The sequence below is a fragment of the Gordonia oleivorans genome, assembly GCF_040044975.1.
Classification (GTDB): Bacteria; Actinomycetota; Actinomycetes; order Mycobacteriales; family Mycobacteriaceae; genus Gordonia; species Gordonia oleivorans.
The window spans coordinates 104,138-120,067 of record NZ_JBDZDI010000007.1 but is presented as its reverse complement, the minus strand read 5'-3'; the positions used below and the strand labels follow the sequence as shown (position 1 = coordinate 120,067).

Here is a 15,930-nt window from a genome sequence, read left to right as displayed (position 1 = left end):
GAGCGTCCGCTGATCGAATCGATCACCCACCAATTCGATTCCTTCCGCGACCCCCTCTTTAGTGCTGTGAACAATCAATCTACCGGTGGTTGTCGATCCCCGGGAAGGCTCGACTAACCCGATGGGCGCAATCGTCGAGATCTTTGTCACATGGCGGCTTGCCTGCGAGCCCTGATCAGGCGTTAATCCCGGTCGCCGCTTTCCATCTGGTCGCGGGCCATCAGCCCGTCGCGGGCACGCTGCTCCTGATAGACGAGGCGTCCGATGCGGTGTGCGATCACCGGTGCGGTGATCAACGCGAAGATCCCGGCGAGGATCAGCATCCCGTTGTCGACGTGCCCGCCGCCGACGCTGATCATCGTCCCGATCAGCATCATCAGCAGCCCCAGGGTCTGGGGCTTGGTCGCGGCATGCATCCGCGAGAGGGTGTCGGGGAAACGGAGGATGCCGATCGCCGCGGTGACGGCGAGCAACGCCCCGATGGACAGGAAGACGGCGGTGACGATGTCGGCGATCATGCTTGATCATCCCGGACGCGGAAGCGGGCGATGGCCACCGAACCGACGAAGCTGACCAGCGACAACGCGACGATCCCGGGCACCACGGTGGTGTCGCCGCTGTAGGCGGTCCAGGCCGCGAGCCCGCACATGCACAGGGCGATGAGCGCATCGAGTGCGACGAGCCGGTCCAGGGTGGTCGGACCGAGCAGGATCCGCGCCATCACCAGGATGGCGGCGACGAGCAACGCCGTGGCGATGCCGAACCAGACGACGGTCATCGCCGATCCTCCTCGTCGCCGGGGGTCGTGCCGTCGACCTGAGTGGGGCGATGGCGGGCCGCGCCGTTCGCAACGGCGGCATGCTCACCGTCGGGCACGTGATGAAAGCTGTCGTCGATGCCGTGGAACGGACTGGGATGCCACTCACTGTCGCGTTCGAAGGCCTTGATGAACATCCGCTCGACGAAGGCGACCTGGTTGTAGAAGCTGCGCACCTTCTTGTCCGACCGGACGTCGAAGACGTGGACGTAGAGCAGGCGTCGACGATGATCGATCTCCAGGACCATCGTGCCGGGCACCAGGTTGAGGTAGTCCACGGCCAGCGTCAGCACCATGTCCGATTTGATGGCGACGCGTACACGCATGACCGCACCCAGCGGCGGCCGCCCGGGCCGGATCGCCAGCCACGCCACCTGCGCACTCGAGACGAAGAAGTCGACGATCAGCCGCAGGATCAGCACGAGCAGGGTGAGGGGATGAATCCGGCCCTCGACGGGGACGCGGGGCAGCGGCAGCAGCACGCCGATGGCGATGGCCAGGACCAGCCCGGCGAGCACATTCGCCCACGACACCGTGCCCCACAACAACACCCAGACGAAGGCCAGCCACGCCATCGACCACAGTCGGACGGCCACTTCCCGGCCGTCGGTGCCCAACCAGTGTGGGGTGCGGATCCGTTCGCGCAGCCACACCCACGCGCTGACCGTCGTCCAGGCGAAACCCAGCACCGAGTAGCGGGCGATGTTGATCAGCAGACGCTTCACCGGCCCCTTGCCGACGGGCCGGACGGGTGCGATCCGTTCGTTCTTCCGGTCGGTCATCATCGGCCTCCCAACACCGAGCTGACATAGATGTCGCGGTCGATGATGTCGGTCGCGGCGCGGTCGGTGAAGCCGAAGATGGGGCCGGCCCACACCGTCAACGCCAGACCCGCGGCCACCATCAACGCGGTCGGGATCACCATCGCGACGGGCATGCGACCGACGTCGGCGCGCTCGTCGAAGGCGATGTCGGCGCTCTCGTCGATCAACGCCGACGGGGCGCTGTCGGACAGTTCCCCCTCGGGGGCGTCGGCGCGGGGACGCCAGAAGCCCTTGGTCCAGATGCGGGCCACCACGTACAGGGTCAGCAGGCTGGTCACCACCGACCCGGCGACGAGGATCCAGGCGAGCACCGAACCGTCGGAGGTACCCGCCTCGATCAGCGCGACCTTGCCCAGGAAGCCCGAGAAGGGCGGAATGCCACCGAGATTCAACGCGGGGATGAGGAACAGTGCGGCCAGGACCGGGCTGGCGATGAGGCCGCCGAGGCGACGTAGCGACGCCGAGCCGGCCTGACGTTCGATCAACCCGACCACCAGGAACAGTGTCGTCTGCACCAGGATGTGGTGCGCGACGTAGTAGATGGCCGCGCTCATCCCGATCTCCGAGGACAACGCGATCCCGAAGATCATGTACCCGATGTGGCTGACCAGGGTGAACGACAACAGTCGTTTGATGTCGGACTGGGCGATCGCACCGAAGATGCCGACGAGCATCGTCAGCAGGCCGGCGACCAGCAGGATGGCATCCATCGAGCCGCCCGGGAACAGCAGGGTGTGCGTCCGCATGATCGCGTACACACCGACCTTGGTGAGCAGGCCGGCGAACACCGCGGTGACCGGTGCCGGTGCCGTCGGATAGGAGTCGGGCAACCACGTCGACAGCGGGAACACCGCCGCCTTGATGCCGAACGCCACCAGCAACACCGCGTACAGGGCGTTGCGGGTGCCGTCGGGCACGTGATCGAGACGCACCGCCATCTCGGCGAGGTTGAGGGTTCCGGTGGTCGCATACGCGAAGGCGATGCCCGCCAGGAAGATCAGCGACGACACCATCGACACCATCACGTACGACGCACCGGCACGGACACGGTCGGCGCTGGCCCCGAGGGTCAGCAACACGAAACTCGCGGCCAGCAGCACCTCGAACGAGACGAAGAGGTTGAACAGGTCACCGGCCAGGAACGAATTGCACACGCCCGCACACAGGATCAGGTAGGTGGGCAGGAAGATCGACACCGGCTGATCGGTGGTGCCGTCGCGGATACCCTGCCCGATCGCGTAGATGACGACGCACAGCAGCACCAGCGTCGACACCACCAGCATCAGGGCGGCGAGTTGATCGACCACCAGGGTGATGCCGAGCGGTCCGTTCGCGAATCCCTTGTCGTCCCACCCACCGATGGCCAGCGCGTAGGTGCCGTGCTCGTTGGTGAGGTAGAGCATCATGCACGATGCGGCCAGCGCCACCCCGATCGCCGACACCGTGATGATGCGCTGGAAGATGGCGCCACGGCCGCGCAACAGCGTCAACGCCGCGCCGAGCATCGGCACCAGCGTCGGCAGCGTGATCAGGACCGGGAGCCACGAGGTCTGCGGGATCATCGGCGATCCCCCGGAGTGTGATCATCCGACCCGGTGTTGTCGGAACCGGTGTCCGAACCGGCGGTGTCCGACCCGGTGTTGTCTGAATCCGGGTTGTCCGAATCCGGATCGTCGACGCCGATCTCGTCGATGACGTCGGCGTCCTCGGGCATCAGGTCGGTCTCGATCACCTCGAGGTGTCGTTTGATGTATTCCTCGGGGGTCAGCGGGTTGCCCTCGTCGTCGAAGAAGTCGCCGGCGGAGGTGTCCGCGCCGGTCAGGGGGTCGTCGCTGCGGTCGCGGTCGGGTGCGGTCCGCAGGGAGCCGGTGGCGACCTTGACGTCCTCGGTGTCGTCCTCGACGTCGTCGTCGTCGCGATTGAGCACGAACAGCCGGTACACCAGCGACAGGATGAACGCGGCCACACCCATGGTGATGACGATGGCGGTGAGCACCATCGCCTGTGCGAGGGCGTCGGCGTCACGGGGGCGGGCCTCCGAGGACCGGCCCATGATCGGTGGATTGCCCATCCCGCCGGCGAGCACCAGGATCAGCAGGTTGATGCCGTTGCCGGCCAGCAGCAGACCCAGCAACATCCGCACCAGGCTGCGTTCCATCAGCAGATACGCACCGGCCGCGATCAGTACCGCGATGACCACCAGCAGGCCGAGGTTGACGCTCATTTCGCCCCACCATCCGCCGGCACCTGCACCGACCGGGTCACCAGACCGCCGGGGCCCTCCACGTCGAGGCGCGCGCCGAGGCTGCGCAGGACGTCGAGGACCAGACCGATGACGATCAGGTAGATGCCGAGGTCGAAGAACAGCGCGGTGACCAGTTTGATGTGCCCGAGGACCGGGACGGTGATCTCGAAGACGGCCGAGCTCAGGGCGGGGGCGCCGAGGAACATCGAGGTGACCGCCGTGCCCGCGGAGATCAGCAGGCCGGCACCGAGGAAGGTGCCCGGTTCCACCGGCAGGGCCTCACCGAGTTCGTAGCGGCCACCGGCCAGGTAACGCAGCACCAGCGCCAGGCCCATCGTGAGGCCACCGGCGAACCCGCCGCCCGGCGAGTTGTGGCCGGCGTAGAAGAAGTACACCGACAGCACCACCATCGTCGGGAAGATCAACCGGGTGGTGGCCTCGAGCACCATCGACCGGTGCCGGGGATCGCGGAACTCGCTGCCCAGCAGGTAGGTGGTGCGGTCGGGCGGGATGATGTCGTCGTCCTCGTCGGTGGACCCGCCGAAGAACTTCGCTGCGTCGGCGACGCGCGGGGCGGCACCGAACCGGCGATTGCGGAAGACCATCGACGCCACCCCGGTCGCGGCGACGATGAGGACCGACACCTCGCCGAGGGTGTCCCAGGCGCGGATGTCGACGAGCAGGACGTTCACCGCGTTGGCACCGTGGCCGAACTTGTAGGCGGCCTCGGGGAGATCGATGCTGACGGGCTGTTCGGAACGGGCCGCCGCCGCGAACAGTCCGATCAGCACGACCGACACTCCGAGTGCGATGCCGATGAGCGCGCGCAGCGGTTTGAACCCGGTGGAGTGGCGGGGCTCGGGTTCGGCGGGCAGTTTGCGCAGTACCAGGACGAAGATCACCAGCGTCAGCGTCTCCACCAGGAACTGGGTCAGCGCCAGGTCGGGGGCGCCATACAACGCGAAGAGCATGCCGCAGCCGTACCCGGTGACGCCGACGATGAGGGTGGCGGCCAGGCGGTTGCGCAGTATGACGGCGGCGATCGCCGCGGCGATCATGATGCCGCCGACGACGAGTTGGACCGGGGAGTCGAATCCGCGGGGTGTCAGGGTGTTGCGGTTGCCGAGGAAGAGCACCGTCGTCGGCAGGATGATCATCGTCGACAGGATCACGCCCTGGGTGATCGGCAGCGATCCGCGCTGGGTGTTGCGGGTCATCAACAGCGACACGGTGTCCGCGCCACGCAGGGTGGCGTCGTAGATGCGGTCGGCGTTGAGCAGTGGCCGGAACCCGAAGACGCGGTCGCGGATCGGGCGCAGCCCCAGGAACAGGGCGGCACCACCGACGACGACGATGACCGAGAACACCACCGGCAATCCGAAGCCGTGCCACATCGCGAGGTGTTCGAGTTCGTGGCCGTAGAGGGGCAGTTCCTCTGCGTAGGGCTCGAACCAGTGACCGACCCAGCCGCTGGCCAGGCCGGCGACGACGCCGAGGGCGGCGAGCAGGACCGGGGAGAACAGGAACATCGGCGTCGGCGGATGCATCTTGGCGACCGCCCGCGTCGGCAGGGTGCGGACCTTGCGTCCGAACGCTCCCCAGAGGAATCGGCAGGTGTAGGCGAAGGTGATCACCGAACCGAGCAGCAGCACGAGGTCGACGACGTGGCCCTGCCAGGGTTGCAGCGACCCGGTGTCCCACACCGACCCGAACGCGGTCTCCTTGCCGACGAATCCGAAGGTGAACGGCAATCCGGCCATGCTCGCGCCGGCGACCGCGGCGGTGACCGCGAGGACCGGCAGGCGATGCCCGAGCCGGGCGAGTTTGCGGATGTCGCGGGTACCGGTGGCGTGGTCGATGATGCCGACGACCATGAACAGTGACGCCTTGAACAGGGCGTGCGCGACCAGCATGGTGAGGCCGGCCATCGCCACGTTCGCATCGCCCATGCCCATCAGCACCGACATGAAACCGAGCTGGGACACGGTGCCGAAGGCGAGGACGAGCTTCAGGTCGAGTTCCCGCAGGGAGCGCCAGCCGCCGAGCACCATGGTGAACGAGCCGAGCCCGATGACCATCACCTGCCAGCTCGGCAGCGGCGCGAAGGCCGGCGCGAGACGACCGATCAGGTAGATGCCGGCCTTCACCATCGCCGCGGCGTGCAGGTACGCCGAGACCGGCGTGGGTGCGGCCATGGCGCCGGGCAGCCAGAAGTGGAACGGCACGATCGCCGACTTGCTCAGCGCCCCGATCAGCAGCAGCACGACGGCCACCTCGACATAAACGCCGTCCATCGGCGGGTGCGCCAGCAGATCGCTGAGCAGGTAACTTCCGGTGCGTTCGCCCAGCATGATGATGCCGACGAGCATCGCCAGACCGCCCAGGGTGGTGACCAGCAATGCCTGGGTGGCCGAGCGTCGCGACGTCGCGCGGATGCGATAGAAACCGACCAGCATGAACGACAGGACCGTCGTCAGCTCCCAGAAGATGTAGAGCACCAGCATGTTGTCGCTGGTCACCAGGCCGAACATGGCGGCGGCGAACGCGATCATCTCCCCGCCGAACACCGCGACGCGGGGACGGGCGTCGTCGAAGTAATGCGCGCAGTAGAACAGCACCAGCGTGCCCACACCCAGGATCAGCACCGACAGGATCGCCGACAGCGTGTCCATCCGCATGACGATGTCCATGTGCAGGGTGGGAACCCAGTGCAGCGTCTCGACCTGCGGGGCGCGATCGGAATCGGGCCAGTGCGTCAGCACCCAGAGGAGTCCTCCGAGTGGGGCCAGGCCGAGGACGTAGAACCCCTTCGTCCCGAGCTTGCCGACGATCGCGGGGGCCACGAGCGCGCAGAGTGCCAATGCAATCAGCACAGTGAGCAAGGGGGCGCACTCCGTCTTCGGTCGTCGGTCGTCGGTCGTCGTTCGGCGGGCGGGGTGGTCATGGCGCGGATGTCGGGTGTGTCTGTCCCGGTGGCCGGGAGTGTCACGACGTGACGTCCGCGGGCTCTACCTTACCGTTGCTCCCATGGCTCGGCTGAATGCAGTGGTGAGGGTGCTCGCCGCGATGCTGGTGATATCGGTGGCAACGGTGCTGATCGCGGCATGCGGCGGCGACGCGCCGACCCGTCCGGGGCTGCCCGCCGATTTCCCGACCGCGCAGGTGCCGCTCGTCGACGGTCAGGTGCTGACCGCCGACGGCAGCAAGGATCACTGGACCGTCACCGTGCAGGCACCGGCGAATCAGGGCAACCCGATCGAGGGTGCGGTGACGAAGCTGACCGACGCCGGTTTCACCGAGGAGGGCCGGGAGAGCGACTCGGGTCAGACCGTGGTGCGGATGTCGGGGACGAAGGACGGCACCACCTACTGGGTGACGCTGGGCATCACACCGGCCGCGGCCGCCGGTGCCACCTCGGTGTTCTATCAGGTCAGCGTCGGCTGAGCGGACCGGTGAGCAGAACGTAGAGCGGATCGGGCCGGGCCGCCGCGGTTGACAGCGGGTTCACAGGTGCTGGGCAGTACCGGCCAAGCGGACGTCGCCACCGTGGAGTCGTTGAAACCGATCCGGGACGCAGGTGTCTGTGACCGGACCAAACCCGAAAGCGAGAGTGACACGATGTCGACTCCCGACACCACGACAGTTTCCGATACGTCGACGGCCCCCGACGCAACCCCCGGCACCACCGCGGCACCGGCGAATGCCGACGCCTACAGCGCCACCGCGCCGACGGTGCCGGTCGGACAGGGCCCGACGGCCGCCACCGCTCCCACCGCCCCGATCGGGTCGGCGCCGGTCGCCGGTTCGCCCGCACCGGCGGCAGCCGTTCCCGCCGCTGCGCAGCCGGGTTCGGGCCTGCCTTCGAAGACCAAGAACGCCGTGATCGCCGGCGGCATCGGCCTCGCCGTCGGCTTCGGGCTGCTCGGCTTCGGTGCCGGCTACGTCGTCGGTGATTCCGGCTCGTCGTCGAACACCCAGCAGTTCCCCGGCGGTGGCATGGGCGGCCAGCAGGGTGGTGGCATGGGCCAGATGCCCGGCGGTGGCATGGGCGGCCAGATGCCCGGCGGCGGTATGGGTGGCCAGCAGGGTGGTGGCATGGGTCAGATGCCCGGCCAGAGCGGCCAGACCCAGAACGGCCAGACCGGCCAGCAGCAGGCTCCCACCCAGGCGCCGACGCAGACCGAGGGCCAGACCCAGACGAGCTGACGAAAGTGGGGGAAGAAGCTTCTTCCCCCAGGAATCGCTACGTCCGACGGAAACTGCCGGCGAGCGAAACCCAAAGTGGGGGAAGAACATTCTTCCCCCACTTTTTGTCGGTCGGGGTCAGGTGAGCCGACGCTCCGCGTACGCGCGGAGGTTCTCCACCTGCGCGGCATCCAGGGATGCGCGCACCCGGGTGCGGGCGTCGGCGATGTCGTCGGCGGTGACGGTCGCGGCGTCGATGTTGCGCCGCATCGCGGAGAGTGCCGCCTCGCGCAGGAGCGCCGAGCAGTCGGCGGCCGAGTAGCCGTCGAGATCGGTGGCCAGGTGATCGAGATCGATGTCGTCGGCCAGCGGGACATTGCGTCCGGAGGTCCGCAGGATGTCGGCGCGGGCGGCGGCATCGGGCGGCGGGACGAAGACCAGGCGCTCGAGCCGGCCGGGGCGCAGCAACGCCGGATCGATCAGATCGGGCCGGTTGGTGGCGCCGAGCACGACCACATCGGTCAACGGTTCGACGCCGTCGAGTTCGGTGAGCAGGGCGGCGACGACGCGGTCGGAGACGCCGGAGTCGCTGGACTGCCCGCGCCGCGGGGCCAGCGCGTCGATCTCGTCGAGGAAGATCAGTGAGGGCGCGGATTCCCTTGCGCGAGAGAACAAGTCGCGGACGGCGCGTTCGGACGAGCCGACCCACTTGTCCATCAGCTCGGCACCCTTGACGGTGTGCACCGACAATCTCCCCGACGCGGCGAGGGCCCGCACCACGAAGGTCTTCCCGCAGCCCGGCGGCCCGAACAGCAGCACGCCGCGCGGTGGCTGCACGCCGAGCCGGGTGAAGGTGTCCGGGTGTTCGAGGGGCCAGAGCACCGCCTCGGTGAGCGCCTGTTTGGTCTCGGTCATGTCGCCGACGTCGTCGAGGGTGATCGACCCGAGCGACACCTCCGGCGATTCGCCGCGCGACACCGGGCGGATAACGCCGAGCGCCCCGGCGAGGTCGGCGTCGGTCAGCGCGGGTGCCGACGACGAGGCGTCGGCGGTCACCCGCGCCGCGGCCCGCAGTGCCGCCTCGCGGGTCAGGGCGGCCAGGTCGCCGGCAACGAAACCCGGTGTGCGAGAAGCGATTGCCGAAAGGTCCAGCGCGCCGTCGGTGGGTACGCCGGTCAGGATGGCGGCGAGCAGTTTGGCCCGGGTGGCGGCGTCGGGCAGCCCGATCGACAGTTCACGGTCACACAACTGCGGATCGCGCAGCCGGATGTCGATCGCGGCCGGTTCGGCACTCGTCGCGATGAGCGCGATCGTGCCGCCGCCGGTGCCCCCGCCCCCGTCGGCCGGATCGAGTGCGGTACGCAACGCGTCGAGGATCAGCGTCGACACCGGCTCCGGTTCGGCCGGCAACAGCGCATCGATGTCGGTGATCAGCAGAACACCGCCACCCGGACGCAGACCCACGATCGCGTCGGTGACCGCACGGAGCCGGGCATTGGCCTCGAGCGCGCCGACCGTCGGACCGTCGACGACGGTCATCGGTCGCTCGGCGACCACAGCCCGCACGACCGTCGCCTTGCCGACCCCGGCCGGACCGGTGAGCAGGACCCCGAGCCGCGGAATGGCGCCGAGCGTCCGCAACACCTCCGGCTCGTCGAGGGTGATCCGCAACCATTCGGTGAGCTTGGCGACCTGGGCGTCGACGCCGACCAGTTCGGCGACCGACCGTGCCGGCCGCGCCGCACTGACAGCGCTCTCTCCCGCACTGACAGCGCTCTGTTCCACGTTGACGGCGCTCACTCCCGCGTTGACAGCGCTCACCCCCGCGTTGACAGCGCTCGATCCCGCACTGACAGCGCCCACTCCCGCACTGACAGCGCCCGGATTCCCACCGACGGCGCCCGCGGTCCACATCACCGCGGTGTTCGGCTGCACGCTCACCGGTGCGCCGGGCTCGGTGGAGGTGACGGTGAGCAGTTCATTGGTCCAGGTGATACCCACCGACACCGCGAGGGCGCGGACCGCGTCGCCGGCGGTCAACTCGGGACCGAGGTCGCGCGGCAGCAGGGAGACGGTGTCGCCGACGGACAGCACCTTGCCGAGCAGTGCGCGTCGCAGGGTGGTCGGGTCGACGCCGTGGCTGGCCAGGGCCGATCCGCTGACGACGACCCGCGCGGCGGCCTGCACGACCACCGGGCCGATCACCACCTGCGCGTTCTCCCGCACACCGGCGTTGGAGAACGAGATGTCGTCGAGCAGGATGGCGCCGGTCGCCGCATCCGGGGCGGTGGCGCCGACGACGGCCGCGGTCACGCGCGCCCCGGTGAGGCTGATGGCATCCCATTCGCGCAGGCCGAGGGCGGTCAGGACCTCCGGGTGGACGCGGACGATGCCGCGTCGCGCATCGGCGGCCGACGGGTTGAGTCGCGCGGTCAGGGTCAATTGGCTCATGACGGACGACGCCCCGGATCCTCCGGGCGAGTCGGGCGGTGCAGGCCGAGCCGACCGTCGGACTTCTTCATCGCCTGCCGACGCCGCGGCATGACGCGACGTCCGGAACCTTCCCGGGCCAGTGCCCGCCGCTCGGCGCGACGTTCCTTCGGGGCGGCGTCCCAGTGTTCGGGTCGCGACGCGACCCAGCGCCGACTCCGCCAGGCGAACGGGATGTGGATGGCGTAGCCGACGATGGCGATCACCATCAGGACGTAGGGAAAGGTCAGCAGCAGGGCCGCGCCGATCGCCACCAGCAGCAGCAGGCCCGGCAACGCGCGGGCCGACACCTTCGACGCCTTCAGCGACGCCGTCGGGATGCGGCTCACCGCGAGGAAGGCCACCAGCATCAACCAGATCCCGACCGCGGCCAGCGACGTCCACCACCCCGTCCCGAACTGCTGCAGCAGTCCGACGGGCAGCAACGCGCCGATCGCGGCGGCCGGCGCCGGCACCCCGACGAAGAAGTCGCGGGTGTAGGCGGGGGCGTCATCGTCGTCGAGCAGGGTGTTGAACCGGGCGAGACGCAGCACGATCGCGCAGCAGTAGATGAGGGCCAGCAGCCAGCCCAGGTCGGTGCCGTCGAGCAGCGTCAGATACACCAGGAACGCGGGCACCACACCGAAGTTGATGACGTCGGCCAGCGAGTCGATCTCGGCGCCGATCTTCGTGGTCGCACCCATCAGGCGGGCGACCCGGCCGTCGATGCCGTCGAGCAACGCGGCCGCGACGAGCAGGCCCAACGCGGCGTTGATGTTGTCGTTCATCGCGAACCGGATGGACGTCATCCCGGCACAGATCGCCAGGATCGTCAGCGCCGACGGCACGAACATGCGTCCGGCGGCGGCCTGACGACGCAGCCGGGACTGCTCGGCCGGCGAGGTCCGACGACCCGCCACCCGCGTGGGTGGGCGTTGGGTGACGGGACGCTCCCGGTGCGGATTCATGCGCGGTCGCCACCCAGGGTGGCCAGCGCGGTCTCGGCGCCGATGGTGCGCTGGCCGAGCCGGACCTGCGGCACCGTTCCGGGTGGCAGGTAGACGTCGACGCGGGACCCGAAACGGATCAGGCCGTACGTCGCGCCGACCGACAGCGCATCACCCGCCGACGGCTCGCACACGATGCGACGGGCGAGCAGGCCGGCGATCTGGACGACGGCGATGTCGTCGCCGGTGGCGTCGGCACGCAGCGTCATGGTGGTGCGTTCGTTGACCGAACTGGCGTCGGGCAGGTCGGCGGAGACGAACCGTCCCGGCGTATGTGTCACCGACGTGACCGTGCCGGACACCGGGACCCGCTGCACGTGCACGTCGAAGAGTGACAGGAACACCGACACCCGGGGCCGTGGTGTGTCGCCGAGTCCGGCCTCGGCGGGCGGGACCGCCTCGTCGACGAGACTGACCGTGCCGTCGGCGGGTGCGGCCACCACCGCCGGATCGGTGGGTGGCACCCGGGCGGGATGCCGGAAGAACGCGGCACACGCCCCGGCGGTCAGGGTGGCCGGCACCCGGATCCAGCGGTGTCTGCGGCCGACGACGGCCACCGCGGATGCGGCCGCGACGAAGGGCAGACCGGCGGGATGGACCGGGGGAATGGTCTCTTTGGCCAACGTGACCAGATGTGCAGGTGACAGACCGTCTGGTGCGTCCGGCCGCGGGCGCCTCGCCACAGTCAACCTCTCCCCATGTCCGTTGATGATGTCGGGTGATGCGCACTCCGATGGTGCGCCCGTACAGCTTAGAGCCCCCGGCCGCGGGGCGACCGGCGGACCGCCCCGCCCCGACTACCGCAGGCGGATGACGTCGACCTCGTCGCCCGCCGACAGCGCCACGGTGTCTTCGTCGATGTCGACGAGGGCCTCGGCGCGCGCCAGGTTGCTCAGGTGATGCGACGCCGGTGGGCCCGCGGGGGAGATCCACGGGCCGCCGGGGTGGCGGACGAACAGGCCGCGCTGGAACTGGCGTTTGCCCGGCGGCGAGGTGAGATCGGTGGTGAGTTTCGCGTGCAGACGCGGCCGGCGTCGGTGCAGTCCCATCGCCGCACGGAGTGGATCGCGGATGAAGATCTCGAAGGACACCAGCGAACTGACCGGGTTGCCCGGCACGGTGACGATCGGCACCGCCCGCCCGTCGGGTGCGCGAAAGTGGCCGCAGCCCTGCGGCATTCCCGGTTGCATCGCCACCTTCGCGAACTCCACGCCACCGGTGGCGGTGAGGGCCTCCTTGACCACCTCGAACGCACCGGCGCTGACGCCTCCGGAGGTGATGATGAGGTCGGCGTCGGCGGCGATCTCCGCCAGGCGTCCGAGGAACTGTGCGGGGTCGTCGGGCACGAAGTGCACGTGCCGCGCGATGGCCCCGGCCTCGATGGCCGCCGCCGTCAGCATCGCGCCGTTGGATTCGTAGATCTGGCCGGGCAGCAGCGGCTGTCCCGGCGCCACCAGCTCGGAGCCGGTGGAGAGCACCGCCACCCGCTGCCGGCGAAAGACACCGATCTCGGTGATGCCGAGCCCGCAGAGCAGACCGATCTGCGCGGCACCGATCTCGGTGCCCTCGGCCAGCGCGGGGCTGTCGGCGGCGATGTCGGAACCGGCGAGCCGGATGTGTTTGCCGAGCGGTACGCCGCCGGTGATCGTCACCGTGTCGGGCAGGTCGGCGTCGCCGGTGAAATCGGCCGTCGTCGACTCGACGGGTACCACCGCGTCGGCGCCGGCCGGCATCGGCGCGCCGGTCATGATGCGTGCGGACGTGCCCGGTGCCAGTGGTGGTGGGTCGGTGCGTCCGGCCGGGATGTCGGCGGCCACCGGCAGGATGACCGGGTGCTCGGCGCTCGCCTCGGCGACCTCGGCGGCCCGCACGGCGAATCCGTCCATCGCGGAGTTGTCGAAGCCGGGCAGCGAGATCGGCGCGTCGACCGGTTCGGCCGTGACCAGGCCCAGCGCATCGGTGACGGCGACGGTGACCGGTTCCGGCGGACCGAACAGGGCGGCGACGATCTGCTGATGGACATTCACCGGGCGCATCGCCCCAGCATGCCATCGCCCCGGCATGCCATCGTCGGTGCACGCCGAGGGGGACCCGGGGTCGTCGAGCTCTGCAGGCATCGGCGACCGATACTAGATTTGGTCTATGAGTCTCGGGTTGCTACTGGACATCGACGGCGTGATGGTCACGTCCTGGGAGGCGCTGCCGGGTGCCGTCGATGCGGTGCGCACCCTGGCCGACCGGCAGATCCCACGAATGTTCTTGACCAACACCACGTCTCGTTCGCGTGGGGACATCGCCGACGCCCTCGCGCAGGCGGGATTCGAGGTGGCGCCCGAGGAGATCCTCACCGCCGCGAAGCTCACCGCGGAGTATCTGGCGCAGACCTACCCCGGCAAGAAGGCGTGGGTGCTCAACGAGGGGCCGATCGCCGACGACATGACCGGGGTTCCCCTCACCGACGACCCGTCGCAGGCGCAGGTCGTCGTCCTCGGTGGGGCGGGCCCGGTGTTCACCCACGAGGCGCTGTCGACGGTGTTGGAGATGCTGCTCGCCGGGGTGCCGGTGATCGCGATGCATCGGTCGATGATCTGGTCGACGGCCTCGGGCCTGTCCATCGACACCGGCGTCTACCTCGAGGGACTGGAGAAGGCCGCCGGCCGCAAGATCCGCGCGATCGGCAAGCCGTCCCCGCTGGGTTTCCGCGCCGCCGTCGAGGTGATGAATCTGGAACCGACGCAGGTGGTGATGGTCGGCGACGACATGCACAACGACGTGCTCGGCGCGCAGGCGTCGGCGCTGATCGGGGTGCTGGTGCGGACCGGCAAGTTCCGGGAGGAGGCCCTCGCCGCCCTGCAGCGCGACGAGTTCGGGCCGGTGCCCGACTACGTCATCGACTCGATCGCCGACCTACCGGCCCTGATCGACAAGCTCGACGGCTGAGTCGGGTACGCCCTACGCCTTCCTATGCCTCGGCGGCCTTCTTGATCTTGCCGAGGGTCTCGGCCATCCCCAGCTTGAGTTCTTCCTCGAACGACTCGGTGCCACCCATGAGCTTGTCGACGAGCACCGAGGAGACCTTCGTGGTCGTCCCGCCGGGCGCCTCACGGCGTTCGGTCAGCGTGACACCGGCGTCGGTGGGGGTGATGGTGTAGCTCCACACGGTGTGGTTCTCCGCGACCCGGAAACCGATCTCCTGATTCGGGGCGAACCGCACGACCTTCGACGTCGTCGGCCACACCAGTGGCCCGCGACGGTTGATGTTGATGGTCTTGGTGCCGAGTTCCACCGGGCCGCGGATGATCATCTTCACGCACTGCGGGCTCCACTCACCCATACGCTTGAGGTCGGAGATCACCGTCCAGACCGCCTCCGGGGAGGCGTTGATGTCGATGGACTCCTCGATGAGTGGTGCAGCCACGGTTCGGTTCCCCTTGTGTTGATCGGTTCGTGTGAATCGGTCGATGACGGCGTGATCGGTCGAAGACGCCGCCAGGTGACGTCGGATATGGGCGACCCTAGGCCATTTATTGAGCAACCGTCAATAAGGGCTCGGGCGGCTCAGGCCAGGAGCGTGGCCGCGATGACCGCGCCGATCCCCACGAACACCGCCGCGGTCACCCAGATCGCCGGGTGCTCCCGGGAATCGTCGAGCAGGATGGTGCCGAGCTTGCCCGGGGTCAACCAGTCGATGAGGACGAACGACCACATCATCACCGCGATCGCGACCACCGCGTACGCGATGGTGTAGACGAGGCCGCGCCACAACTCCAGGGAGGCCGTGTCGAACACCGACCCCACCAGCACCAGCGACAGGCCGATCACCATCGACACCGTCATGATCATCGCGTTGCGATTGTGCTCGACCCACACCAGTTGCCGGAGCCGTCCCGGCGTCACGAGGTCGAGGGCGGCGTAGCCGAGGATCAGCAGCGCGATGCCGACCAGCGAGAACGACGCCGCCTGGGCCAGATTGTCCCGCAAGATCTCCACTCGAACTCCTGTCGTCACCGATCGTCGAGGCCCGGCCGTCACCGGGACCGGGTCAGAAGAAACCCTAGCGACAATGGCGTCGGAGGCGTCGGGTTTGGCGCTCACGACATGCGCTCGCCGACGAGGTCGGTGCGATCATGCTGGGCCAAACCCTGGTCACCGCGACCTGTTCGGGGCCTACTGGGCGGAATCGTCGTGGGAATCGAGTGGCGCAGGAGGTGTCCGGGATGGGCTGGTTGACACGACTACTGGAGAGTGAGCATCGCCGGCTGCTCGACGGTGTCGCGGGACTGTGCCCCGAAGCGGCGGGTGCCACCGCCCTATGTGCTGATGCTGTGGGTGTGGGTGTGGGTGTGGGTGTGGGTGTGGGTAGGGGTGTGGGTGCCGTGACCC

Annotated in this window: 15 protein-coding genes; 3 read left to right on the top strand and 12 right to left on the bottom strand. The window is 68.9% G+C overall.

Annotated features, from left to right (window positions below; translation table 11 throughout):
* Nucleotides 1-182: 182 nt before the first annotated feature.
* The 6 genes from mnhG to ABLE92_RS13145 are packed head-to-tail and all read right to left on the bottom strand — an operon-like array spanning nucleotide 183 to nucleotide 6,768.
* Nucleotides 183-518: a monovalent cation/H(+) antiporter subunit G gene (gene mnhG, locus ABLE92_RS13170; protein ID WP_348805229.1), complete on the bottom strand. Its 336-nt coding sequence runs from the start codon at nucleotides 516-518 to the stop codon at nucleotides 183-185.
* Nucleotides 515-778, bottom strand: a complete 264-nt coding sequence (locus ABLE92_RS13165) for a monovalent cation/H+ antiporter complex subunit F (RefSeq protein WP_348805228.1) — start codon at nucleotides 776-778, stop codon at nucleotides 515-517. Before ABLE92_RS13165 ends, mnhG begins: the two co-directional genes overlap by 4 nt.
* Nucleotides 775-1,602 (bottom strand): Na+/H+ antiporter subunit E, encoded by an 828-nt coding sequence (locus ABLE92_RS13160; protein WP_348805227.1) that lies wholly within the window; start codon nucleotides 1,600-1,602, stop codon nucleotides 775-777. Before ABLE92_RS13160 ends, ABLE92_RS13165 begins: the two co-directional genes overlap by 4 nt.
* Nucleotides 1,599-3,203 (bottom strand): Na+/H+ antiporter subunit D, encoded by a 1,605-nt coding sequence (locus ABLE92_RS13155; protein ID WP_348805226.1) that lies wholly within the window; start codon nucleotides 3,201-3,203, stop codon nucleotides 1,599-1,601. The genes ABLE92_RS13160 and ABLE92_RS13155 overlap by 4 nt, the downstream gene beginning before the upstream one ends.
* Complete coding sequence (locus ABLE92_RS13150) at nucleotides 3,200-3,865, bottom strand: Na(+)/H(+) antiporter subunit C (RefSeq protein ID WP_348805225.1); 666 nt, start codon at nucleotides 3,863-3,865, stop codon at nucleotides 3,200-3,202. The genes ABLE92_RS13155 and ABLE92_RS13150 overlap by 4 nt, the downstream gene beginning before the upstream one ends.
* A complete protein-coding gene (locus tag ABLE92_RS13145) occupies nucleotides 3,862-6,768 on the bottom strand; it encodes a Na+/H+ antiporter subunit A (RefSeq protein WP_348805224.1) in 2,907 nt (968 codons plus the stop codon). Before ABLE92_RS13145 ends, ABLE92_RS13150 begins: the two co-directional genes overlap by 4 nt.
* A gap of 145 nt (nucleotides 6,769-6,913) precedes the next feature.
* On the opposite strand from ABLE92_RS13145, the gene ABLE92_RS13140 reads away from it, so the two are divergent.
* Nucleotides 6,914-7,330: a hypothetical protein gene (locus ABLE92_RS13140; protein WP_348805223.1), complete on the top strand. Its 417-nt coding sequence runs from the start codon at nucleotides 6,914-6,916 to the stop codon at nucleotides 7,328-7,330.
* 174 nt (nucleotides 7,331-7,504) lie between these two features.
* Nucleotides 7,505-8,092, top strand: a complete 588-nt coding sequence (locus ABLE92_RS13135) for a hypothetical protein (protein WP_348805222.1) — start codon at nucleotides 7,505-7,507, stop codon at nucleotides 8,090-8,092.
* A gap of 117 nt (nucleotides 8,093-8,209) precedes the next feature.
* On the opposite strand, the gene ABLE92_RS13130 is transcribed toward ABLE92_RS13135, so the two are convergent.
* The 4 genes from ABLE92_RS13130 to moeA all read right to left on the bottom strand — a co-directional run bounded on the left by ABLE92_RS13130 (nucleotide 8,210) and on the right by moeA (nucleotide 13,583).
* On the bottom strand, nucleotides 8,210-10,522 hold the full coding sequence (locus ABLE92_RS13130) for an AAA family ATPase (protein WP_348805221.1): 2,313 nt from the start codon (nucleotides 10,520-10,522) through the stop codon (nucleotides 8,210-8,212).
* Nucleotides 10,519-11,508: a CDP-alcohol phosphatidyltransferase family protein gene (locus ABLE92_RS13125; protein ID WP_348805220.1), complete on the bottom strand. Its 990-nt coding sequence runs from the start codon at nucleotides 11,506-11,508 to the stop codon at nucleotides 10,519-10,521. The genes ABLE92_RS13130 and ABLE92_RS13125 overlap by 4 nt, the downstream gene beginning before the upstream one ends.
* Nucleotides 11,505-12,230, bottom strand: coding sequence for a phosphatidylserine decarboxylase (locus ABLE92_RS13120; protein WP_348805219.1), 726 nt, complete (start codon nucleotides 12,228-12,230; stop codon nucleotides 11,505-11,507). Before ABLE92_RS13120 ends, ABLE92_RS13125 begins: the two co-directional genes overlap by 4 nt.
* 114 nt (nucleotides 12,231-12,344) lie before the next feature.
* Nucleotides 12,345-13,583 carry a molybdopterin molybdotransferase MoeA gene (gene moeA / locus ABLE92_RS13115; RefSeq protein WP_348805218.1) on the bottom strand — a complete coding sequence of 413 codons (1,239 nt, stop codon included), beginning with the start codon at nucleotides 13,581-13,583 and terminating at the stop codon, nucleotides 12,345-12,347.
* Nucleotides 13,584-13,689: 106 nt separating this feature from the next.
* Between moeA and ABLE92_RS13110 the strand changes: the two genes are divergently transcribed.
* Entirely contained in the window at nucleotides 13,690-14,487 is a 798-nt protein-coding gene (locus tag ABLE92_RS13110) for an HAD-IIA family hydrolase (protein WP_348805217.1), read from the top strand.
* A gap of 22 nt (nucleotides 14,488-14,509) precedes the next feature.
* Here the strand turns inward: ABLE92_RS13110 and ABLE92_RS13105 are convergent, their stop codons facing one another.
* Both ABLE92_RS13105 and ABLE92_RS13100 read right to left on the bottom strand, forming a co-directional pair.
* Nucleotides 14,510-14,965: an SRPBCC family protein gene (locus ABLE92_RS13105; protein ID WP_348805216.1), complete on the bottom strand. Its 456-nt coding sequence runs from the start codon at nucleotides 14,963-14,965 to the stop codon at nucleotides 14,510-14,512.
* A gap of 140 nt (nucleotides 14,966-15,105) precedes the next feature.
* Nucleotides 15,106-15,537: a DUF350 domain-containing protein gene (locus ABLE92_RS13100; protein ID WP_348805215.1), complete on the bottom strand. Its 432-nt coding sequence runs from the start codon at nucleotides 15,535-15,537 to the stop codon at nucleotides 15,106-15,108.
* Nucleotides 15,538-15,930: the final 393 nt, after the last annotated feature.